Genomic DNA, 21445 nt, shown 5'->3' on the forward strand with positions numbered 1-21445 from the left:
TCGATGGTAGGTGTAACGCAAATCGTTACCTGGCGCAAGCTTATAACGCTAGGGTTTTGAAACAGCCTCTAGAGCGGGCCTCGACTGAAGCGGACGATGCGCCGTTTTCTTGGGCAATCTATTTACTTTGCGGGCTCATCAGTTGGTTCAATGGATCCGCCATCACGAGCTGCTCCCAGGTTGCGATTGGTTGGTTCCATGACTTGTTCGGCAAAGGCTCGGCTAGCGGCAGGATCCAATCGGTTCGGCGGTCGAGATCGCCGGAGGTTAAATCGACGTTCGGCGAAATCAAAAGCTGAGGTCTGCGACCATTGAGTGAGCAGAGCACGAAAGCTCGTACTTCAACATCCGCAAAGCCGTGGGCTCGACACTTCCGTTCGATCTGCTGGGAGAATGCCCGAATGAGCTGCGGATCCCGCGACATTCGGGCTAGCTGATACGAGTTGAGTTCGTTCTGCAAAGGGAAGACGCCGTGACGGCCGGTAACCGCATCGTAAATGTGAAAACGAATCGCGGAAGTCTTGCCGCGCAGCATCATGTGCCAGGCGAAATAATGGCCCCGTTCGGTCCAATTGACGTTGCCTGGATAGAGCCAATGCCGCAGCGGCAACGTCACTTGAACAACGCACCAAATCGCCAGCAAGGTCAACAGCGCCGTTCGCCGCCATGGTGCGGCGCGAATGACAGAGATGTCTGGCGGTTCAACGATCCCCTTCCCCACACGAAATTGCCGAGGCCAATTGGGTTCGAGAAAAATCGTCGTCAGGGCGATCATGATCCAGGGAAAGATCCCAATCGGAAACAAGACCGAATTGGTCGCATGAAAAATGACCACCAGGCAAAACGCGAATTTCCGCGTTCGTTTCCAAAGCAAGCAGGGAACGATCAACAAATCAAAAAACAGACCGCCCCAAACGATCAACTGCACCGCCCCTTCCTGCTGTGCGAAGCGCCCCAATAAAAAGTCAGTTCTATGTTGGGCCAGCATTTCTCTCATCGGAAATCCGCGAAGCCAATCGGGGCTGATTTTCGCGACGCCTCCAAAAAAATAAACGACGCCCACCTGGAATCGGAGAAGCCAAAGCGACCACTGCGGCGCTCGATGGCGCAGGGCCGTCCGTCCCAGAAAAGCGTCGACACTATACGTACTGTTGGCAGGCGTCAGCGCCATAAGCACGCTCATCAGACAGACAAAATAGTAGTGGTTCTGGTATGTCGTTTTATCGATCAGAAACACGTAGAGAAAAAGCAATGCGAAGCCGCTGGCCGAGATACGATAAAACCAACCGATCGTGATCAAGATCGCCAGTCCGCTCATGAGCAAAAAGATCGCCGTCATGCACCATTCGGGGGCGACAGACACCCACGCGAAACCTTCATATTTGAAATGAAAAGCTGGTTCGACGTAGTACGCATGAACTTTGTTCAAGACCAGATAAGAAATAGACCAGGCGAACATCACGACGCCGAACAGAATACGAACGACCGCCAACGACGCCCCATCGACGTTCTGAAATAGTCGTTTGGAGAAGTCCGTCACGCGAGGTACTTTCGAGAATTGTCTGACATGGATTGATCCGCTTCCGGTCGCAGCGAAAAAGCGATCGCCCAGCCGCGATGAAGATTCGTCGGATGGGCGACTTTAATTTTGCTCTGGTTTAGCTCAACCTTCGTAGGATCGGCGGCGACTGGCCTTGCCTTTCGACTTCGGAACCAACTCAATCACAAAGTGGTTCGCATCGCCTAACTTGACCTCCAAGATGAGCTCTTTCGGAAGTTTACAGTGATGCTTCTGAGGAACCGCGGCCCCTTGGGCGATCTCGTCAGGTTCCGGCATCGAAGGTTCCGAGATCCGAATTCGATGCTTGCCAACAACCGCTCCGTCTCCCTTTGCATAGGTCGAAAGCCGGAACGTTCCATCTTCCTGAATTTCGCCGATGGCCGGTTTGCCCGGCATCTTTTTTGCGTCTTCGGCAATCGGTGAAAATTGAATCCAGCCGGCTTGGATCGGCGTTCCGTTACAAACGCAAACGCCTTGGACGTCGGTCACCTCGAATTCGCTTTTGCTACAACCCGCGGCCAACAAGACCAGCGGCAACCAAACTACGCACCAAGTTTTCACAATTTGATTCCTTTGATTGAATGGACGTTTGCTGGAGATCGGTACCGATCTGGCGTTGTTTTAGTAAGCGCCCAAGACCTGGCCGTCGTTGCGATTCCCGAGATTGGTGTAGGTGTCGTATTCCATGTTTTCGCTGAGAAAATGGACGGAACCATCGGCGAATACGAACTGAGCGCCTCCGGTATGAAAGCTCATGGCGCAGTCGTCGTCGATCGCTTCCCAGAAGCGATTAGTCGAAGTGGCGCCTCCGTTGATTGGATCGGTGGTCTTCATGATGACCTGCTCGTCCGAGCGCCCCGACGCCGCCCAAACGGGCCAGTCGCTCTTCCCGTTGCGCCCTGGGTAAGACGACTCGCCGATGGCCAGTGTATTACTCGTGCCGTCCGTGATGTCTCGAAAGCGAACGTTCGGCGCCGACCCGCCGCCGCCGTTGCCCCAGACGATCGCATCGCCGTGACGCATAAAGAGGCCGTCAAGATAGTAGCCGGACGAACCTTTGTAGTCAGAAACCGCATATCCCACGATTTGAGCGTCGACCGTCACTGCAGCCCCATCGACGCTGACGCTGCTTGGCACATGGTCAGGCAACACCGAGGAAGGACAGCGAAAAACGGTCAATACCGTTTCGGCTCCATCAATCGGAGCAGTGGTCGCGTCATAGGTATCCGTGACGATCCCGAATTGCCCCTGGGGATCTAGGAAGTCATAGAGAGCCGGCTGTTCAATGAACGGCAACAGCGCGACCGACCAACTCCAGCCGTCGTTCGCATCGGCGGCGTAGGGATCGGGATTGGTGAACGTGCCCAAGGGAAGACTGCCAAAGGTGTCATGATAGTTGTGCAGGCCAAGACCCATCTGCTTTAAGTTGTTCATGCATTGCATCCGCCGAGCGGCCTCGCGGGCCTGTTGAACCGCCGGCAATAACAGCCCGATCAAGATCCCGATAATTGCGATGACAACCAGGAGTTCGACCAGGGTGAACCCTGATGTTTTGGAACGTGGAATGAACATGGTTTATTTCTTTTCAATGAATTGGAGGTAAGGTCAGGAACGGTCCGATCGGAGAATCAGTCGTGTCGATTCTTCGATCGCAGGTAGTCCAAAAGCTTGGCTGGTTGATCGGTGCAAAGCAGGGTAGCGCCGCGATCGAGCAACCAACCCCAATTTCCGTCGGGATCTTGCAACGCTCGCTCGTCGGTGTGCCCTGCACACAGTTCGTCCCACAAAGGACTCGCCCAAATGCGAACGCCCCTTGCACGAATGGAATCGAACTGAGAAAGAACAGGCGAATCTTCACGGTCAAAGCTTGTCACAAACGCCAACGGCTTTTTCTGTGTCGAAAATGATTCGACATATTCTTTTGCCTGGGGGGTCGCGCCATCGAGTTTGGGAAGATATCGGATCTCTTCAAAATCATCTCCGCAGTGCGACTTCAGCTCAACTGCGGTGCGACTGCCGTAGAAAAACACATAATCTTCCATGCCGTATGCTTTGACGATTGCATAGACGGCGGGGATGTCGTACTCGGACTTGTCCAGGTACAGCAAAATTTTGCCGCGGGCCAATTGCAGCCCTGCTTCCAACGTGGCGATCTTGTGATCGGTCAACGCGCCGTTCGCATCTTTGAATCTCAGCGTTTGAATTTGCTCCAGCGTAAGATGGCTAATCTTGCCGACGCCGTTGGTCGAGCGCTCCAAGGTTTTGTCATGCAGCAACACATAGTGGCCATCCAGCGTGATCCGGACGTCGATCTCCACCATATCAACGCCAAGATCGATACAGCTTTGAATCGCGGCCAGCGAATTCTCGGGCGCCGCGTGCCAGTCGCCGCGATGGGCGACTACGAACACCTTGTCGGTCGACGCGTCTGTTAGTTCCGCGAGCAATCGCGCGGCACGCGAATCGGCCGCAATGGGAGAAAGGTCCGTGGCGACGACGTTGATCGCGCGCGCCGAGCTTTCCGGACGCTTTGCTTCTGTTTCAGCAAGCAAGTGCGAAACCTCTCCACAGCCCCAAAGAGGCGTCAGAGCAAACAGCAGTAGAACAAACGCTCGCATTGGATCTCCTCGAAAGTCAGGATAACTTTAGTCTCACATGTATCCAATTCGAGAGGCGAATCCTTTCATTAAGGTTGGGTAAATCCTGGACTTTTGTTTTCCCAGCGTTTGCCGTGGGCCGTCAAAAAGCAGCAATCGAGTTCACCACCGCGCATAAAAAACCCCATACTTGGCGAGCCAAGCATGGGGGCGCATGCTTCCCGCTGTAGTGCAGCAAATCTGGTTCTAGTTAGAGCGGCGAGCAGCGAGCGAACGAATTTGATCGGCATCCAGGGCCCGCTTCCAGACATAGACATCATCGAGGTCTCCATTCAGGGAACGGTTGTCCGACTCTGGTTCCGAACCGTTCGCCCAAGCGCCTAGCGTACAGTCGTCAAGCAGCACCGACTGAAATGTTGTCGAAATCGGTTGAGAAGCGATCTCTGCGCCATTCCGATAATGAGTAACCCGCTTCGCGTCCAGATCGACGACACTGGCCAGGTGATGCCAGCGGTCGACCTCGAGCCTGCCGGTTGGCGCTCGGAAGATTTCGTGGTCGTCATTCTTCCCCATTGCGATCGTTAGACGAAAATCGTTCCCTTTGCGCTGCCAGTGAATTGCGCCTCGCTTCTGGAACGAATCGGACATGATCATTCCACGATGTTCGCGATCAGGGCCTTGTTCTTTGCCAAAGCGAACCCAAGCGGCGAGCGTCAATTGTCGAAATGCTCCCGGTACCGACATCGATAGCGAATCGTTCGAGTTAGCGACCGTTAATTCCTGGGCGCCAGAATCACTGACAGTCTCGATCTCGGCGGCATGAACCACGACCGGAGGCCGACGATAGGGCGCCAAATTTACAGGCGTCGTCTGTCCATGGAGACGATCCATCGGCAGCCAAACTAGCAGGTCCGCATCTTTCGCAAAGCCGGGATCTCCTTGACTCTTCTCCAACAGCGATTGCATCTCCCAGTCGCGCTGTCGATAGAACTGGCCCGGCTCGCCCCTAGCGAGATAGACGCCTTGGCTTTGAGAAACGCGGGCCGATTTTCCGGCGAGCAAAGAGATGGATCGATCGGCGGACGTCGCGGTGACCTCACCCTGAAAAACGTAGACATCGGCCTCCCCGGTTTGGTCTACTGTTACGCCAAACTCTGTCCCCAAATCAACCACGTCTCCGTGAGGAATTGACACGCGAAAGCCACGGCTTTGACGAGAAGGACAAGTCACGACGACCTCTCCTTGCAGCAGTTTCATTGCCGCTGGCGATTTCAGCTGAAACTTGACCGGACCGCGCATGACAGCAACGGCGCCGCGGTCAAATCGAACGAGCATTTCCCCCTGCGTTAGCGAATAGGTTCCGGAAACAAGCACATCGGAGCGTTGCGGAGCTAGCGAGGTTGAAGCAAAAACCGCGTCACGTTGCTCCAGCACCCGAGCGACGCCAACAACTTCACGATTCGATAAGATCCCCAGCATCCAGGCCACGCTTCCAACGCCCACGATCAACGCCAAGGCAATCGACAACCATGATGCGATCCTGCGAAAAAGACGCGGGTTGGCGATATCACGGCTGGAGCCCGGCTGGACGACGAGAATCTCTGGCGAACGCAGCTTGGCCTGCATCGCTTCGGATCGCAGGTATTCTTCGCCGAGAAACTGGTCGCGCATCGTGCGATGCAAGTAGATTGCCTGCGCGAATGATTGAACATTTCCAGAAGACAGCTCGAGCCAGGCGTTCAACTGTCGGAAGTCTTCTTCGGTCGCAAGTCCAAACAGATACTTGGAGATCAGCTCATCCCTGTTTTCCATCACGCTTCATTCCTACTCAGTTGCTGACCGATACACTGTCTTAGTACATTTCGTGCGCGATGCAGCGCGACGAAAATGGAGTTTTCCGTTGTCGCTAGATGCTGGGCGATCGCCCTCGGCGTCATTCCTTTTCCGTAATGCAGCTCGTGCACTTGTCGAACACGTCCGCTCGTCTTCTGCAGGCAGGTCTTCAGCGCCGTCCGTACTTCGGCCGCCTGTTTGTGTTCTTGCTCGACCGCTTCGGCCATCAGGTCAAGCATTTCGCTATCAAACACGTGCCGATCGCGCCCGCGAGATTGACGAAAGCGGAGCGCTTCAATTCGCGCCAAACCAATCGCCCAAGCAATAAAGGGGCGTTCTGAATCGTATTCGGCAAACTTCTCGGTAGCGGTTACCGCCGTCTGCTGAAGGATTTCTTCGGCATCATGAAAGTCGGGGATCATCGACGTAATAAACGCCGCAACCGCCGGCTGCGCACGAACCCACTGAGCGGCTAAAACAGCAGTCGGAGTATTTGTATTCATGGGGCCGCCGGATGAAACAGAAACGCAAACAATATCGCCGCTGGATTGGGGTGAAACCACCTATTGAGGCAGACACGCCCTCGCCGCCACCCATATCCAACGCTCGTCCTCTCCCTCTTACATGAAATCTGACGAGATTCGCGAAATTATCTTCGCGGCCGAAAACCCTAATGCAATCTTCATCTCTTCGTAACGATGCATGCACTGGGCGGCGATTTCGACCTTTTACGGCCTGGCCGGCGTGGTCCGTTGTCGGGCCCCCCAAAGGGCTCATCTCCCGCAGAAGGCGGGGAGGCATTTACAGCAATGCGACGTCTGAATCTATTCGATCGCCCCTTTCGCTCTCATTTTTTGCTCGGCGAGTTGTGCAGCGATGTTGGGCGATTCGCCGGTCAGAAGCTGCGAGGCTTCGCGATGATGCATGAGGTACTCGATCCAATCAAACCACGGCATCGGCGGCGCGCCATGGAGATGCTCGTTTGATTCCTTAAGCCAGGCATCAAGCAAGATTTCGGATTGCTCGAAGGCTTGCCGCGCGTCTTCGCTGCGGCCTGCTTGGTCGTAGGCGATCGCCAGCAAAGGAAAGCTTATCCCGCGACCTCCCCAATTCGGAGTGTCCGAATACGATCGTTCGAGCCGATCGATCGCCAAGTCATGATGACCGGCGCGCAAGTGCGCCCAACCGGCGATGTACAGCATTGCTCCCAGCGGCATTCTGGTAATTGAGCGACGCGGCCCCGGTTGCGGCGACAGCCGATCTTCGATCAGTTGGTCCGCTGCTGCGGCGATCTGAGCCGCCGCTTCCGCAGGCAAGTCTCCCACCAACTGACTGCGCATTTTTGTGTCGACCGAGCCGTTATTTGATTTTTTGATCGCCCCCGAGATCTGTCGGAACGCTTCGAGGTCGCCGGAATAAAAAAACAACTGCGGCACCCCTAGAAATTCGATCCCGTCGACCGGGCAGCCTAGGTCGAGCGCCTTCGAGTAGTCATCTCCGGCCATTTCCCATAATCCCAATCGAGCGTAGAGCGCTCCCCGCTCCATCCAGACGTAGAAGTACCTCGGTTGCAAGCGGACCGCCTCCACGTAGGCCTGGTGAGCGTTCGACCAATCGCCGGTATCAGCGTAAGCGCGTCCCGATGCGAGCAACACATTTGCCTGCTTAAGTTTCTCGGTGAAATCCTCCAGGTCTTCCCGCGCTTGATTCGCTTTGCCTTCGGCGTCGCGCGCTCGGTGCAGCGCGTCGAACGCGACCCGCGCTTGCCAGATGCTGACGCCTGTGCCTAGGATCAACGCCGCAGCGATCAGCGATGCGGTCGACAGAATGACTTTGTTGCGTCGCGCAAATTTGCTAAAGCGATAAAACGTCGATGGGGGACGAGCTTCGACCGGTTGCTGATGGAGGAATCGAGAGACGTCTTCGGACAGCGCAGCGGCGCTGGGATAGCGACGGTTGCGATCCTTATCAAGCGATTTGATCACAATCCAGTCAAGATCTCCTTTCATGAACGAACGGAGCGTTGTCGGCTCAAGCCGGCGATTGTCCGAAACGGTCGTCGCCAGATCACTTCGCAGCGTGCTGAACCTCATGCTGGGCCGGAGAGGATCCTCTTCGCGGATAATCCGCCGAAGCTCGTCAAATCCTACGCTGTTCAAGCGAGCGGTCGTAAACGGCGTCGAACCGGTCAGCAGTTCATACAACAAGACCCCCAGCGAATAAATGTCGCTGCGCGTGTCGACATCCACATTGCTCATCTCGGCCTGCTCGGGGCTCATGTACGCAGGCGTTCCCATCATCGCCGCAAACCGAGTGTAAATTGTGTTGTCGGTCAGCTTGTACCCAATCGCTTTGGCGATGCCAAAGTCGATCACCTTCGGAACAGGACGCCCATCCTGCAGCGTCACAAGCACGTTGGTCGGCTTCAGGTCGCGGTGAATAATTCCCTTTTGATGAGCATGTTGTACGGCGTTGCAAATCGAGATGAAAAGTTGCAGCCGCTCATAAACGTCAAGCTTGTGATTGTCGCAGAACTCAATCAACGGCACGCCGCGCACTAGCTCCATCGCGAAATAAGGCTGCCCCGAATCGGTCACCCCGGCGTCAAACACGCGGGCAATGTTCTCATGGTCCATCATTGCAAGCGCCTGACGCTCGGCGGCAAAGCGAGCGAGCACCTCTTGCGATTCGAGCCCCGGCTTGATGATTTTCAGCGCGACCTGTCGACGCACAGGAGACTGCTGATTCGCCACAAACACCAAGCCAAATCCCCCTTCGCCGATCTGCTCCATCAGCATATAGGGACCAATCATCGCGCCAAGCGAATGACGAATCGGCGACGGAGACGCTCGCTCCTCAAAAGGAGCAGTCGACAACGAACCAGCAACGAGCGGTTGATCAATCGGATTATTCAGTCGCTCATGCTCGCGCAAGAGTTTGACAACGGCGACGTGAAGATTCGCGTCCCCTTCGCAGGCTTGCTCTACGTAAGCGTCTCGTTCACTCGACGAGTCAATGTCGAGCGCCTCGAAGAAAATCGATTTTTCCTGGTCGATTGCCATATTGCCTGCAAAAGCATAGCGTGCTGATGATTTGTCGCATCCCTGTATAGCGCAATGCGAAATCAACGATCGGTGGGGGCCACCACAATTTTCACGCATCCTCCTCAAGATGGAGTTCTCGTCCGAGCCATGCTCGGGCGAACGCCCAATTTCGCTTGACCGTTCGCGGCGATACTCCCAGCACCTGTGCTGACTGGTCGACGCTGAGACCGGCGAAGTACCGCAACTCCACCAGTTTGGCCAGTTCCGGCTCTTCGTTCGCGAGCTTGCTCAAGGCAGCGTCGAGGTCCAGCAATTCGTCAACGTTTTGAGAGTCGATGACGGCGTCATCATCCAGAATCTCGTAGCGATCTCGGTCGCCGCCGCGTTTCAGGCTCTTTCGGCGACGAGCGTTCTCGATCAAGATCCGCCGCATTGATTCGGCCGCCGCCGAGAAAAAGTGGCCGCGATTATCCCACTTGTCAGCGCCATTGCCCCCGACGAGTCGCAGAAAAGCTTCATGGACCAGTGCGGTCGGTTGCAGCGTATGGCCTGCGATCTCATGCTGCATCTTATGCCCTGCAAGTCTACGCAATTCGGCATAGACAAGCGGCAACAATTCGCTGGCCGCGGCGGCGTCACCGGCTTCGATCTGGTTCAGAATACGGGTCACTTCCGACACAGGGAACCTTCTGCTGCGAGAGAGTAAGACTCGACACCCTTGACGGGGTCCTCTCAGTCTACTTCGCAGTTTTCCTTCGTGCCATTCTAGAGGTCTAGAGGGAATATCGTGGTCCCCCTCCTTGCTGATTTTACCCCACAACCGGATCCTGAAATACGTTGCTGCGATCGGCAAGGTCGTCATGATCCTCGTCGTTGGTGATGGCAAAGCCAGCCGTCACCGGAATCAACACCAGCACGACCAGCGTGCAAAGTGCGAGTCGAAACGTCGAGCTGGTCGCCATCGGCGAAACGACCTGGGCTTCTTTCGACCGTTCCAGCAAAGTCGGACGCATGCCCACGATCGGCGTTAACGAAGTCAGCAGCACCGCACGAAAGCGAATAGCCTGATCGAGTCATTACCATAACGCCGGCCAGCGCGAGCAATGCCAGCCGAAATGACAAGATTCAGAACGAAGTGAAATCGAGCAAGCGGGGAGCGACGTTGATCGTTGCCATCCAGGCCAGCCTGAAGGAGAGGAATTTGCCGCCGGCTGGAGGAATTGGCGGCCATTCATCCCATAAACGCCGGTTTATTTGTGTAGTGCGAATTCCCTTCTGGACCGGCGCCAAGATCTTCCAAGACTCGCTATTTCGCTGAGAATTGGCCTACTTTCTAGATTTTTGGCCCCTACGCCTCCCCGATGCCGCATTGCCCGCTGTTCAGGGGTGCAGGCTGGGAAGGGATTGCTTCACTTGCAAGAATGGGTAGACGTCACGCACACAATGGTTATCACCGCAACACGCCCCACGCTGGGAAGAAAAAAATCATGACGCGCAAAGAAGCTTCGCAGTTCCGGCAAGAAGTTCTCGACTTGTACGACGACTACGCACATGGGCGACTCAATCGCCGTGAATACGTGAAAAAACTGGGCGCATTCGCAATCGGCGGACTGACCGTCGATTCGCTGTTGTCGAGTCTGGCGCCGAATTACGCCTGGGCGGAAGAAGTCAAAGCGGACGATCCGCGCATCAAGACCGAGATGGTCGCCTACGAGTCGAAAAAGGGAGGCGGCAAAATCAAAGGCCTCCTCGCTCAGCCCAGCAAGGGAGACAAATTCCCGGCGGTCTTGGTGATCCATGAAAACCGCGGTTTGAATCCCTATATCGAAGATGTGGCTCGCCGCTTGGCGGTCGCTGGTTTTCTGGCGTTTGCTCCCGACGCGTTAACGCCGCTCGGCGGCTATCCCGGCAACGACGACGACGGCCGCACCATGCAGGCCAAACGGGATCGTGAGGAAATGACCAACGACTTTGTCGCCGCGGCCCAATGGTTGGACGCCAATCCGGCGTCAACCGGCAAGTTGGGCGTGGTCGGTTTTTGCTTTGGCGGCGGCATGGTTTATCAACTGGCGATCCGCATTCCGGATGTCGTCGACGCCGGCGTCCCCTTTTATGGATCGCAGCCTGATCTCGCGGACGTCCCCAAGATCAAAGCGCCGCTGCTAATTCAGAACGCCGGCCTCGACAAGCGGATCCTCGACGGCGCCGCTGGCTTCGAGAAGGCCTTGACCGAGAACAACAAAACGTTCGAGGCTTTCGTCTATCCCGAAGTCAATCACGGCTTCCACAACGACACGACGCCGCGCTACGACGATGCCGCCGCCAAGCTGGCTTGGAACCGTACGCTCGAATTCTTTGACAAGCAACTGAAGGAAAAGTAATCGGCAGCCAAGTCGCCAAGCGAAAGCGGACGTCCCGACATTGACGGCAATCCCCAAGGATCAGCGTCAGCGCGAAGTGAAAACCGAGCGTTGACGCTGACTCCTTTTTTTCGCGGCTATTCCTTCAGCAGCAAGATCATTTCGACTTCGACGCTGGCGCCCAGCGGAAGTTGCTGCATCCCCAACGCGGTACGCGCATGTCGTCCTGCCTCGCCAAAGACATCACGCACCAATTGCGAAGCGCCGTTGATGACCAGGTGCTGCTGCGTAAAATCGGCTTCGCAGTTGACATAGCCGGTGATGCGAACGACTCGCTCAATCGTTTCTAACGATCCGATCTCTTTTCGCACCGCACGCAAAATGTTGGCCGTACACAAGGCCGCAGCCTGGGTCGCGTCATCCAACGAAACCTCGGTCGGAACTTTGCCCACGTACTTCAACTGGTCGCCGTCAAAAGGGACCTGACCCGATGCATAGAGAAGGTTTCCGACCGTCGAAACGGCGTCGACCAACGAGCCTTCAGGAGTCGTTCTTTCTACAGGAAAGCCCAATTCCACCAACCGCGATTCACGTTCACTCATCACTATCGCCTATCTTCACTAAAAAATCGAAAAGCCGCGTGAGACGCCTCTCGCGGCGCGAAATAAATCCGAACGTCCTATTCCTATTAGGCAATTTCAATCTCCAGTGCCTTGACGGCATTTCCCCAAAAGATTTCGGAAATTGCTTCCTTTGACAGACCGACGATTTCCGCCGCATGTTTCATCGAAAGAAGTTGCTCATAGATCGCCAAAATTGGCCGACCATCGCAATGAGGAAAGGAGAGCCGGTGTTGGGAAACGTCCAGCGCCTGCCAAGCACGACCTAACGCCGCGTACTGGCCGTGAAAATAAGTCGCATCGACGCCGTCGGATCCGAAAAGGATCCGTCGCGTATCTTCTTGAGAAAACAACGTGATCAGCGGTCGCACATCAGTGACTGCCGAAACGTCATACCAGATGTTGGGCAACTCCCGCAGCCGTTCGATCGCCTGGCGGATCGGCCAGTAGGTGAAGCTTCGCGCACAATGGGCAAGTATCCACTTAATGCCGGGATACCTGCGAAGCGTGTATTCTTCGAGATCTCGCAGATTTTCTTCATCTGCAGCGCCGTTAAATCGCGACAAGTGCATTGTCACCCACAAGCCGTGCTCGTCGGCCAGCGACAACTGCGCATCCGTGAAGAACTCCTGAATGCGACATTCCGCAATATCTCCCGTTTGCGAGAAAATGCGATACGGTTTTAACCCGATAACGCCGGCCTGCTGGACATCGCACAAGATCTCCTCGCAAGTACATGCAGGCGTCACCAATCGATTCACACGCGAAAGCGGATCTTGGCGAACTTGTTCGATTTGCCATTGCGCATGCTGCTGAACGTCGATTCCATAGACCGGCGTTCCCAGCACTAGAAAGTGAACCTCTCGTCCGGGGTAAAGCCGTTCCGCCCAAGCTCGGATCGTCGCCAAGTCAGAATTAAGCCAGCCGCAAGGGTGCTCTGGTCCAACATGACTCCGATCAAACAGATGGATATGGGCATCGAAAATACGCGAAGGCACAAACTCCTCTAGCTCTTCGTCCCAGATTCGTTGATCGTGTTCCGTATACTCCTCGGGCGATATGGCCATCGATTCCATTCCTAAAAAATGCGGGAAGCTGCGTCTTATCGCACCAGGCGCCGAAACGATTCTTGTTGAACGCCGCATTCCAGTTTCGCGTCGAGGTTTCCATCTTCTAAACCATTGCGGATGATGGCGAAGGTTTCTCGAGCGGCGTTCACCGTCTGATCAAGCTCTTTTGTTTGCTGAGCCGCATTGAGATAGAAAGAGGTAAAGCCATGACAGCCCCGTTTGGCCATCTCTTGGATATAGAGCGTGTTCACCTTACTCTTCAGGTCGGCGTCGTTGATCTCCAAATGGAGATGAGGATGAACATCCACGCCGCGACAACACTGGTCAAAACCATATTCCATCCCGGCTTGATTCAAGCCGCTCTTTAGCTTGGCGCCAAAACTCCAAAGCTGCGCCGGAACATCCCGACTCTGAACCTCTTGCAGGGTAGTCAGCGCCGCACGCAGGCCAATTGTATCGCTCCAGTAGGTGCTGGAGATAAACATGCGAGCGGAAGCTTCCATTACTTCCCGCTTACCTACGACCGCCGCCATCGGATAACCATTGGCCAGCGACTTGGCGAATACTGCAACATCAGGCGTCACTCCAAGGTATTTCTGTGCGCCGCCGGAGCTGAACCGCAACCCAGCGGAAACCTCATCCATCACAAAGACCGCGCCGTGTTCACGGGTCATTTTTGCAACTGCCGCCAGATAACCTTCCTGTGGTAATTCAGAGCGCAGCGGCTCCATTACGACGGCCGCGATTTGGCCGCGGTGCTCATCTAGCAATTCGCCCAATCCCACTAGATCGCCATAGACAAATGGGATCGCCGTCCCGCGCAGTCCTTGGGGAACTCCGATCGGCTCGATTCCGGGAAACAGGTGTTGGCTCAAACTCGCCTCTTCGGCAAGATTCGCCGCTAGATACCAGTCGTGCCAACCATGATAGCCGCAGAACAAAACCTTATCTCGCCCTGTCGCGCCGCGCGCGATTCGCACCGCCATAGCGCACGCTTCGCCCCCGGTCTTGGAGTAACGCACCATCTCAGCACAAGGGATCGCCTCGCAAAGAACCTCGGCGAGTTCGATCTCTAGCTCATGATTGACCGAGTAGATGGTTCCTGTCGAAATTTGTTGGCACACGGCGGCGTCAACAACGTCGTCCGCATAGCCAAGCAGGATCGACCCGATGCCGCTCACCCAGTCAATGTACTCATGCCCATCCACATCCCAGAACCGTGCGCCTTTCGCACGGCTCGCATAAATAGGAGATACTCCGTGCGCAAAACGGTCGGCACGGCGACTGATGAGTTGCGTGCCGCCAGGAATGATTTCCAACGCCTTTTGATAGAGTTGCAACGAACGTGGAACGCGAGAAACCTTGGTAACGACATTCATAGGAACAACTCCAACGGCCGACGCCTATGCCGATCTTTCGACCATGCTACGAATAAGAAACCTCAAAAACGCGGTGCGATTCATTCGCTGCTCGCTGTTCGCATCACGGCGCTCGCGGAAGTTCCGACAGTGATTCCAGCCAACAAAGCACACGGCATAATCCAGACGAAACTCAAACCAATGCCCAGCCCCAACTCATGGGAGTAAGCGACGGCAATCGCAACTGCCGTACTGGCCGCCAATCCAAGCCATGCTCCCCAGGCGTTCGCCCAGGGAACAAACAACGCGAGAAAAAAGAGGACGAATAGCGGCGCCGTCAGCAAATTGACCATCTTGAAGCAACGCTCTAGTAAATTCCCTTCGATCAGTAGATTAAGCATGCTCAGCCCGATCGCGACCAACGCGACAGTCCAGGTCATCCACCGCAAGCGCGAGACGGCCCTTTCTTCTGAACTCCATGAACGGGGAAGAAACGAGATAAAGTCCCGCTCGATCACCGCGCAAGCCGAGTTAATGCCTGAAGACAAACTCGACAGCGCGGCCGAGAATATCGCCGCCAACACCAGCCCTGTTAACCCGGCAGGCATGGCCGAGATGACGAACAGGGGGAAGATCTTATCTCCCCCGCTTTGCAAGGACGCCGCGTCCACCAGTTCTGGTGCGTTCACGCGGTAATAGCCCAGTACGGCGACTCCGGTCAGCGCCAATAGTACCGTGACCGACAGATCCGTAAGCTGCGCTACGACGAACGTCTTGCGGGCCGCGGCGGCGTCACGAGTTGAAAGAAATCGTTGCACCGACATTTGATCGGAACCGTTCGTGCAGACATACCACAACGTGGTCGAGACCATCAGCACGCCGAACGAGATGCGCTGGCTCGGGTCAAATCCCCAACTGGGCGTTTGCCAATGCTCGGGCCATTGCGACGGCCACCAGGCCGAGATTCCTCCTAGGCTATAGGTCACCACCGCCAACGCGAGAATCGCCCCAATCAGCATCGTGATCGACTGGATCGCGTCAGTGATCACCACCGCTTTGATTCCGCCCATCGAAGAATAGAGGGCGGTCAATACGCCCAGCGCGACGCACAAGAGCGGCGTCCACTGCGAATCCAGACCAAGCAGCGGCGCCAACACGACTTCACAGGTCGCATACAGGATCGTCGCCATCCAACCAAATCGAAGCAGCAAAAAGACCGTCGCTCCGACAGTGCGAACGCCGCGTCCTAACCGTTTCTCGAGCAACTCATAAGCGCTCGTCACCGGCTGTCGCATGATTGCAGGTATTAAACCAAAGCCAACCACTAAGTAGATCACGGGATATGCGAACACCTGGCAAGCCATCATCGGACCGTGAGCAATGACCTCACCGGGAGTACTCAAATAAGACAACGTGCTGACGAGCGTCGCAAAGAGAGACAGCCCCAAAAAAACCGGCGACATTTGATGCCCGCCCAGCAGAAAATCCTCGGCCGTTTTGTTTTTCCGCGCATAGTATAGCCCTACCCCCAGCATCAACAGCAGATACAAAAAGATGACGCAATAGTCTAGAAGATTCACTCCGTTCCTCGTTTCCGTAGATTACGCTAAGCAGGCGGCGTTTCGATGATCGCTGCCGCATAACTCGATTGAAGCCGGGCGTCCGTCTGCGTCGCCGCCGCGCGATAGACGAACAACAGCGCCAAACGAGAATGATCGGTCGTGTTGGGACTCGAAGCGTGAATCGTCTGGCAATGATGGAGCGTCGCGTCACCAGGTTCGAGCGTCGCCTGAAACACTTCTCCCAATTCTTTCGATGGCGGATGAGCCAAACCGATTGAATTACCTCGTACGCCAGACATAACGGTTGGCAGCATTCCCCGCCGATGCGATCCTTTGACAAATCGAACCGGGCCGTTGTCGATCGTTACAGCGTCAATCGCAATCCAGAGCGTCAGGACATCAGGCGGCGATTGACAAAAATATGCGTTGTCTTGATGCCAAGGAACGCCCGATCCGATTCGCGCTGGCTTGTTGAACGTCTCGACGCCCAACAAGACTGGTTCGCCGCCAAGGAGCGGAGCGACTATTTGTAATAAGTCTTCTTCGGCGGCCAGACGACGAAAATATTCGTTGTATCGCTCCAGCCTCCACAGATTACGGACCGTCCGGCCATCGACTTCTCTCGTACAAGCATCGTCTGGTTGCAAAGCCAAGTCGTTGCGAACGTAGCGATCCAACTCGTCACGCACATCCTGCACCTTTGCCGGCGAAAAGAAGGAACGTAGTTGAATCACTCCATCGCAACGATACTGAGAGAGCAACTCCTCAACATTCCGCATAGTTCTGACCTCTTAACGTTGCATCGATCGACGACGCTCGAAACTCTGAAAAAAAAGCCTGCCCATGCGACGAACGCAGAGCAGGCTGTTCCCATTATTTGGTGCAATGATTAAGTGGTCGGCAGTTGGACTCGAGCCAGATAGATGCTCGTTTTTCCTTCGTGCGACGAATAGTAGCTGACCCACAGTTTTCCGTCCTGAAAAACCAACCCGGGATAGCTGGTGTCGCCGCCGGAAGGAAGCGTCGCCAACTCGGTCAGCTTGGCCGTTTTCGGATCAAGTTGCCAAAGCACCGTCTTGGCTCCGCCGATCTTTTTGCGACCGCCAACGATAAATCGCCCATCTGCCAATTGAATCATTTGGGGGCCGCCGACATACTCACCAACGCTCTTCCACGTCCAATCGGTGTAGGGCGGCGACGCCGTACCCAACAGCGCATCGCTGGGATTGCCGTCACGCCGAATCAAGCAACGCGCCGTCCCATCTTCTTGAAAGACCAGCCCCGTCTCATTCATGTAGCCTTGAATCGCGAAATCCTCTCCCACCTGTTTAAAGGTCTTGCCATCTTCGCTTTTGTAAAGCCGCGCCGCTCTAGGCGCCACGGTGCTATAGCCGACTCCATAGGCGGCACCATCATGCCAAGTCAAACGCCATAACCAAAAGTTCGGATCCCCGACTTCGATCGCGTCGCTCCACTTGCTGCCATCCTCGGAATACCAGACATAGGATTGATGCTTGGCACTAGCCGGTTGATGCAATGCGCCAGCGCCGGCTAGGCAAAGCTTTCCATCAGGCGTCACCGAGATCTTCGCATCGCGCAGATCAGCCGCATCGGAAGTAACCAGCGCGGCCGATTCCCAATTCTCGCCGTCGGTTGATTTCAAGACCCGCAACGAACCAACTTTGGAAATGTGCCCTCCCCCTTCGCGGAAGACGCAGAACCATTGATCGTTGAAGCGAACTAGATCGGTAAACGCATTATGAGGAGCTTTGTCCCAAATTTTATTGACGCTGAGGACCTTGGCCGGCTCGCTTGGCGATTCGGCCCCAACCAAAGTCGTCGACATGATCAGAGTCAAGCCGATGGCCAGTCCCAAGTAACTTGTTTGCAGCATAGGAGTCTCACTTTTGCTAAGGCGGGAAATTAGGTGGGAGCTAGACTGGAGAGCGCTATTCGCCAGCCAGTTTCTGCTCAAGATTTTTTGGTGTGAATTGAAACGCGTAAAGATCGGCGTCGTCGATAACAAACTTCAGGCGAATCGGCTTACCGGCCAATTCACTGACGTCACTCCCCTTCTCTTTCCAAGAGATCACACGTTGAAGATCGTTGCCGATCGCCAGGTTCGCATCGGTAAGCGAGTAACCGGGAATCGGCGTTCCCTGTTCGTCTTGGATTTCGACATGCACTCCGCCAGCTGCCGACGTGGCGAAGTTCAGCTCCAATTGGTCGCCGACGAACGTCAACGGCTTGGTAATGAGAGTTCCCTTGTCCTGGCGAGCTCGCAGGGAAGCGAATCCGTCGAGACGAAGCGAATAACGATGGATGTTCGACGTCGGTTGGCCGTACTCTTGATTGACGTACAACGACATCTCTTCTGGCCCGGTCTGGACAACGTTTAAGACCGGATAGTTGGTGCGGGAAACCCAATTCCCAAGTGCGGTTCCCGGTCGGACGAAGCCCTGATCAAAGGTGCAGTCGTAAACTTCGCCTCCGCGTGAGGTCATCAAAACCGCATCGGCCGAATCGTTGAAGTACTTGGGGTGAACGCCGATCTCCGCAGCTTGCTCCGGCGTGATCACACGTCGTCCCGGCATGAATCGAGCCGCCGTTGCGATATAAATTTGCGGCGCCCGAAAGTACGGATGCGTTTGATTGGTGTAAAGATGATTGCGGGGAGTCCCGCTGTCGGTATTGCTATAGGTCATCTGAACCGGCTCGTCCCAGTTCACAAAGTCCTTGGACGTGGTCCGCGCGATTGCTCGCACTCTTTCTGATGCGCGACGGTAATAGGCGACGTAGCACTGCTCGACTGCGGACCAAAAAGCGACGTTCTGTGAGTCAAACACCCAGCCGGCGTCTTTGATGATCGGCTCGTCTTGCAATTTCGTCCAGTTGATTCCGTCAGGCGAAACGTAACCGACCAGGTTGCTTTCCGAAGTGCCGCCGATCGCTTTATAGCGCTGCTTCGGATCGGCTTGGGGATTGGTATCCAAAAAAGGCGAGAAGTTGTGCGTTACCGGCGCGGCGTCGGCCAGAATCACATTGTTTTCTTGGACGCCGTGCACGACAAACTTGTTGATCGCTGGTCGTTCCCAACGAATTCCATCTTTTGATTCGGCGTAACAGGTCACTTCATTTTCCGCACCATCCGAACCGGCGACAGGAATTCCGCGATAGTACAGCTGAAACTTCTTATCGGTCCGAATGATGGTGCAATAGCCGCAAAACAACCCTTCCCATGGCTTGTCGAACTGAAAGACAATTCCTTCGTCATGCGGCGGATGCAAAACCAATTCGGCGCCATCGATCGAGTCGATCAGATAGTCGTCGACAAACAACTCACGACGATCGTGGATCGCGATCGGTTCCGCCATCGTAAGGATTGGCAATAAACATACGATAGCAATCGTGATGACTGGAAGCTTTAAAATGGCTACTCTCCAGAGTACGTTCGGTAACTACAGCTCCGTTCAAAACGAACAATGCCGCTAGTTTTCGATCTCCAAGACCAGGCTATTTTTAGAGTCGTTCATGATCTCCACTTCGATGGGAGTTGTGCTTACGTCGTGATAGGCCTTCGGAACTTGGATCGGCGGATCGGGACTGCTGCCGTCGAGATGCGGTTGAACCATGACCGTCACCTTGTGCTTGCCGAGGACAGCGCCATCATGGTGCGAGTAGGTCGTAACTTCAAAACTGCCATCCGCTTGGATCATTCCCGTCGCCGGATGCGCGGTCGCGTTGTCAGGGTGCAATTTCACAATCCCTTCCGGTAGCGGCGCTCCGCGAAAATTGACGACTCCATAGACTGGCGCCGTCTCAGGCGTCCCCTTCCCTTTTTTTGCGCCGCAACCCAGAACGCTCGCGATCAAGGAAACGCTCAGAGACAGGACGATTAGACAAGCGAGACGCGCGAAACGGTTTTCAACCTTCATCGATTCATCCTCTCTTCAAAACAAAGCTGGGCGTATTCGGCGACGACCTCTAAAGATTGAACCCGCTTACCGGCAAGCCGTCTTTTGGATGAATCAGACCGTGATAGATATTAAGATCCACCGTTTCTGGCAAAAAATGGACGCTTCCATCGACGGACAAGATATTGACGCCGCCGGGATGAAAACTGCTTGCGCCCAAGCCCTGCTTCCAACCATGCGTCGTCGCAGACCGTTTGCCAACACCGCCGTAAAAGCGGAAGGGATAGTTCGGAGGGTTCTCACCAGAAGCTTGCCCTTGAAAGGTCGCCCAGCCAGGCCAAGCATGAAATTCGGGGGACGACTCAACCCAAAAAATGACGTTCGAGGTTCCGTCCAAGACATCGCGCATCTTCAAGGCAGGCCCTTTCCGCCGATCCCCCATCGCGACGGGGTAAGGGTCAGTCGACAACGAGAGATCGTAGTCCACTCCGACCAGAGCCTTATACGTAGACACGCCGATCGCCTCGTCTTGCGGGCATCCGGTGATCGGAGCACACCACGAGGACCATAAATACTGCGCGGCCGTACTGCTTAACGGGCCGGTCGGATCGCTGGGACAGACATACGGCGGCATCGCCATCCGCGCGATGTCAAGATTGGAAGGCGCTCCGGTCGTGTTTGTAATCGGCAAATCCTGGCGAATCTGATCATGCACGGCCCCCTGCTCTAGAAATGGCAAAAGCATGACGCGATCCCCAAACCCATTCACCCCTTCGGTCGAACTGTTGCCAGAGCCGCTCCCATTCCACCAAAACGGGATTTTTGGAAAGGATAAAAACGTATCGTGATAGTTGTGCAAGCCCAACCCAACTTGCTTCATATTATTGACGCATTGAATGCGTCTGGCAGCTTCCCGAGCTTGCTGTACGGCCGGCAGTAATAACGCGATTAAAACACCGATGATCGCGATGACGACCAGCAGTTCGACGAGCGTGAATGCTCGTCGCTCGCTGGCGATTCGACACTTGAAATTAGTCATTGAATACGCACTCTACAGAAATGAGAGAAACAATAGATAAGTTCGACGCCTGCTATTTCAAATCAAAATCGAGACTCATCGTCCCTTTCTGATTCACATCAACTACCAAGTCTGACTTCGCATTGTATTTCTCAGGAATCAAAAGCCCTTGCGGCGCCTCCGTCACATCGGCGACATTTCCTTCCGCCTGGTCGGCTGACCAACCGTTAATTTCAACACGATGCTGACCGATCGGCACGCCGCCGTTATTGGTCACCTCATATCGACCATCAACGATTTCCGCTCCCGAGACCGGCAAGGCGACGCCAGGCATCGGAATGAAAGCGATGTTTCCTAATGGAACAGGCTTACCTTGGTAGGTGACTCTGCCGGTCACTTGAGATCTCGATGGCCCCGTATCCATATTCCCGTTGCAACCTAGCAGCGCTAAGCAAGCGGCGACCGACAGGAAACCCCGTGTCAAGCTCACCCAAGCCAGCTTCGCGTA

The 21445-nt window shown here is 55.1% G+C and carries 19 protein-coding genes and 1 pseudogene; 1 reads left to right on the top strand and 19 read right to left on the bottom strand.

Annotated features, from left to right (window positions below; genetic code table 11):
• Window positions 1-118: 118 nt before the first annotated feature.
• The 9 genes and pseudogenes from DSM3645_RS08305 to DSM3645_RS30875 all read right to left on the bottom strand — a co-directional run.
• Window positions 119-1540: an HTTM domain-containing protein gene (locus tag DSM3645_RS08305; protein WP_002651671.1), complete on the bottom strand. Its 1422-nt coding sequence runs from the start codon at window positions 1538-1540 to the stop codon at window positions 119-121.
• 123 nt (window positions 1541-1663) lie between these two features.
• Complete coding sequence (locus DSM3645_RS08310) at window positions 1664-2122, bottom strand: hypothetical protein (protein ID WP_040351704.1); 459 nt, start codon at window positions 2120-2122, stop codon at window positions 1664-1666.
• 60 nt (window positions 2123-2182) lie between these two features.
• On the bottom strand, window positions 2183-3133 hold the full coding sequence (locus DSM3645_RS08315; protein WP_002651673.1) for a DUF1559 domain-containing protein: 951 nt from the start codon (window positions 3131-3133) through the stop codon (window positions 2183-2185).
• Window positions 3134-3189: 56 nt separating this feature from the next.
• On the bottom strand, window positions 3190-4179 hold the full coding sequence (locus DSM3645_RS08320; protein ID WP_002651674.1) for a glycerophosphodiester phosphodiesterase family protein: 990 nt from the start codon (window positions 4177-4179) through the stop codon (window positions 3190-3192).
• 225 nt (window positions 4180-4404) lie between these two features.
• Window positions 4405-5970: a LamG-like jellyroll fold domain-containing protein gene (locus tag DSM3645_RS08325; RefSeq protein WP_002651675.1), complete on the bottom strand. Its 1566-nt coding sequence runs from the start codon at window positions 5968-5970 to the stop codon at window positions 4405-4407.
• On the bottom strand, window positions 5970-6494 hold the full coding sequence (locus DSM3645_RS08330; RefSeq protein WP_002651676.1) for a sigma-70 family RNA polymerase sigma factor: 525 nt from the start codon (window positions 6492-6494) through the stop codon (window positions 5970-5972). Before DSM3645_RS08330 ends, DSM3645_RS08325 begins: the two co-directional genes overlap by 1 nt.
• Window positions 6495-6815: 321 nt before the next feature.
• Window positions 6816-9053, bottom strand: coding sequence for a serine/threonine-protein kinase (locus tag DSM3645_RS08335; RefSeq protein ID WP_002651677.1), 2238 nt, complete (start codon window positions 9051-9053; stop codon window positions 6816-6818).
• Window positions 9054-9144: 91 nt separating this feature from the next.
• Window positions 9145-9714 carry an ECF-type sigma factor gene (locus DSM3645_RS08340; RefSeq protein WP_002651678.1) on the bottom strand — a complete coding sequence of 190 codons (570 nt, stop codon included), beginning with the start codon at window positions 9712-9714 and terminating at the stop codon, window positions 9145-9147.
• 130 nt (window positions 9715-9844) lie between these two features.
• Window positions 9845-10093, bottom strand: a pseudogene (locus DSM3645_RS30875) (hypothetical protein); the annotation flags it as partial.
• Between the two features lie 429 nt (window positions 10094-10522).
• On the opposite strand from DSM3645_RS30875, the gene DSM3645_RS08350 reads away from it, so the two are divergent.
• Entirely contained in the window at window positions 10523-11416 is an 894-nt protein-coding gene (locus tag DSM3645_RS08350) for a dienelactone hydrolase family protein (protein ID WP_002651680.1), read from the top strand.
• Window positions 11417-11532: 116 nt separating this feature from the next.
• Here the strand turns inward: DSM3645_RS08350 and DSM3645_RS08355 are convergent, their stop codons facing one another.
• From DSM3645_RS08355 to DSM3645_RS08400, 10 genes are all read right to left on the bottom strand, one after another.
• The gene (locus DSM3645_RS08355; RefSeq protein WP_002651681.1) at window positions 11533-11997 is read right to left on the bottom strand and encodes a RidA family protein; all 465 of its coding nucleotides are present in this window, start codon (window positions 11995-11997) and stop codon (window positions 11533-11535) included.
• Between the two features lie 86 nt (window positions 11998-12083).
• On the bottom strand, window positions 12084-13082 hold the full coding sequence (locus DSM3645_RS08360) for an amidohydrolase family protein (protein ID WP_040351705.1): 999 nt from the start codon (window positions 13080-13082) through the stop codon (window positions 12084-12086).
• Between the two features lie 35 nt (window positions 13083-13117).
• Complete coding sequence (locus DSM3645_RS08365; RefSeq protein WP_002651683.1) at window positions 13118-14464, bottom strand: aspartate aminotransferase family protein; 1347 nt, start codon at window positions 14462-14464, stop codon at window positions 13118-13120.
• A gap of 80 nt (window positions 14465-14544) precedes the next feature.
• Entirely contained in the window at window positions 14545-16023 is a 1479-nt protein-coding gene (locus DSM3645_RS08370; protein WP_002651684.1) for a sodium:solute symporter family transporter, read from the bottom strand.
• 26 nt (window positions 16024-16049) lie between these two features.
• Complete coding sequence (locus DSM3645_RS08375; RefSeq protein ID WP_002651685.1) at window positions 16050-16784, bottom strand: phytanoyl-CoA dioxygenase family protein; 735 nt, start codon at window positions 16782-16784, stop codon at window positions 16050-16052.
• 110 nt (window positions 16785-16894) lie between these two features.
• The gene (locus DSM3645_RS08380; RefSeq protein WP_002651686.1) at window positions 16895-17899 is read right to left on the bottom strand and encodes a hypothetical protein; all 1005 of its coding nucleotides are present in this window, start codon (window positions 17897-17899) and stop codon (window positions 16895-16897) included.
• Between the two features lie 55 nt (window positions 17900-17954).
• Window positions 17955-19379, bottom strand: a complete 1425-nt coding sequence (locus DSM3645_RS08385; RefSeq protein ID WP_002651687.1) for a hypothetical protein — start codon at window positions 19377-19379, stop codon at window positions 17955-17957.
• A gap of 114 nt (window positions 19380-19493) precedes the next feature.
• Window positions 19494-19940: a hypothetical protein gene (locus DSM3645_RS08390; protein WP_002651688.1), complete on the bottom strand. Its 447-nt coding sequence runs from the start codon at window positions 19938-19940 to the stop codon at window positions 19494-19496.
• Between the two features lie 49 nt (window positions 19941-19989).
• Window positions 19990-20958 (bottom strand): DUF1559 domain-containing protein, encoded by a 969-nt coding sequence (locus tag DSM3645_RS08395; protein ID WP_002651689.1) that lies wholly within the window; start codon window positions 20956-20958, stop codon window positions 19990-19992.
• Window positions 20959-21010: 52 nt separating this feature from the next.
• On the bottom strand, window positions 21011-21334 hold the full coding sequence (locus DSM3645_RS08400) for a hypothetical protein (RefSeq protein ID WP_131282337.1): 324 nt from the start codon (window positions 21332-21334) through the stop codon (window positions 21011-21013).
• Window positions 21335-21445 lie beyond the last annotated feature (111 nt).

The organism is Blastopirellula marina DSM 3645 (assembly GCF_000153105.1).
Lineage (GTDB): Bacteria > Planctomycetota > Planctomycetia > Pirellulales > Pirellulaceae > Blastopirellula > Blastopirellula marina.

What these genes read in the sequence shown, in the direction of transcription:
- DSM3645_RS08335 (WP_002651677.1), bottom strand. Translation starts at nt 9,053, where the DNA reads ATGGCAATCGACCAGGAAAAATCGATTTTCTTCGAGGCGCTCGACATT.
- DSM3645_RS08390 (WP_002651688.1), bottom strand. Translation starts at nt 19,940, where the DNA reads ATGAAGGTTGAAAACCGTTTCGCGCGTCTCGCTTGTCTAATCGTCCTG.
- DSM3645_RS08385 (WP_002651687.1), bottom strand. Translation starts at nt 19,379, where the DNA reads ATGGCGGAACCGATCGCGATCCACGATCGTCGTGAGTTGTTTGTCGAC.
- DSM3645_RS08380 (WP_002651686.1), bottom strand. Translation starts at nt 17,899, where the DNA reads ATGCTGCAAACAAGTTACTTGGGACTGGCCATCGGCTTGACTCTGATC.
- DSM3645_RS08320 (WP_002651674.1), bottom strand. Translation starts at nt 4,179, where the DNA reads ATGCGAGCGTTTGTTCTACTGCTGTTTGCTCTGACGCCTCTTTGGGGC.
- DSM3645_RS08325 (WP_002651675.1), bottom strand. Translation starts at nt 5,970, where the DNA reads ATGGAAAACAGGGATGAGCTGATCTCCAAGTATCTGTTTGGACTTGCG.
- DSM3645_RS08330 (WP_002651676.1), bottom strand. Translation starts at nt 6,494, where the DNA reads ATGAATACAAATACTCCGACTGCTGTTTTAGCCGCTCAGTGGGTTCGT.
- DSM3645_RS08350 (WP_002651680.1), top strand. Translation starts at nt 10,523, where the DNA reads ATGACGCGCAAAGAAGCTTCGCAGTTCCGGCAAGAAGTTCTCGACTTG.
- DSM3645_RS08365 (WP_002651683.1), bottom strand. Translation starts at nt 14,464, where the DNA reads ATGAATGTCGTTACCAAGGTTTCTCGCGTTCCACGTTCGTTGCAACTC.
- DSM3645_RS08360 (WP_040351705.1), bottom strand. Translation starts at nt 13,082, where the DNA reads ATGGCCATATCGCCCGAGGAGTATACGGAACACGATCAACGAATCTGG.
- DSM3645_RS08395 (WP_002651689.1), bottom strand. Translation starts at nt 20,958, where the DNA reads ATGACTAATTTCAAGTGTCGAATCGCCAGCGAGCGACGAGCATTCACG.
- DSM3645_RS08375 (WP_002651685.1), bottom strand. Translation starts at nt 16,784, where the DNA reads ATGCGGAATGTTGAGGAGTTGCTCTCTCAGTATCGTTGCGATGGAGTG.
- DSM3645_RS08355 (WP_002651681.1), bottom strand. Translation starts at nt 11,997, where the DNA reads ATGAGTGAACGTGAATCGCGGTTGGTGGAATTGGGCTTTCCTGTAGAA.
- DSM3645_RS08315 (WP_002651673.1), bottom strand. Translation starts at nt 3,133, where the DNA reads ATGTTCATTCCACGTTCCAAAACATCAGGGTTCACCCTGGTCGAACTC.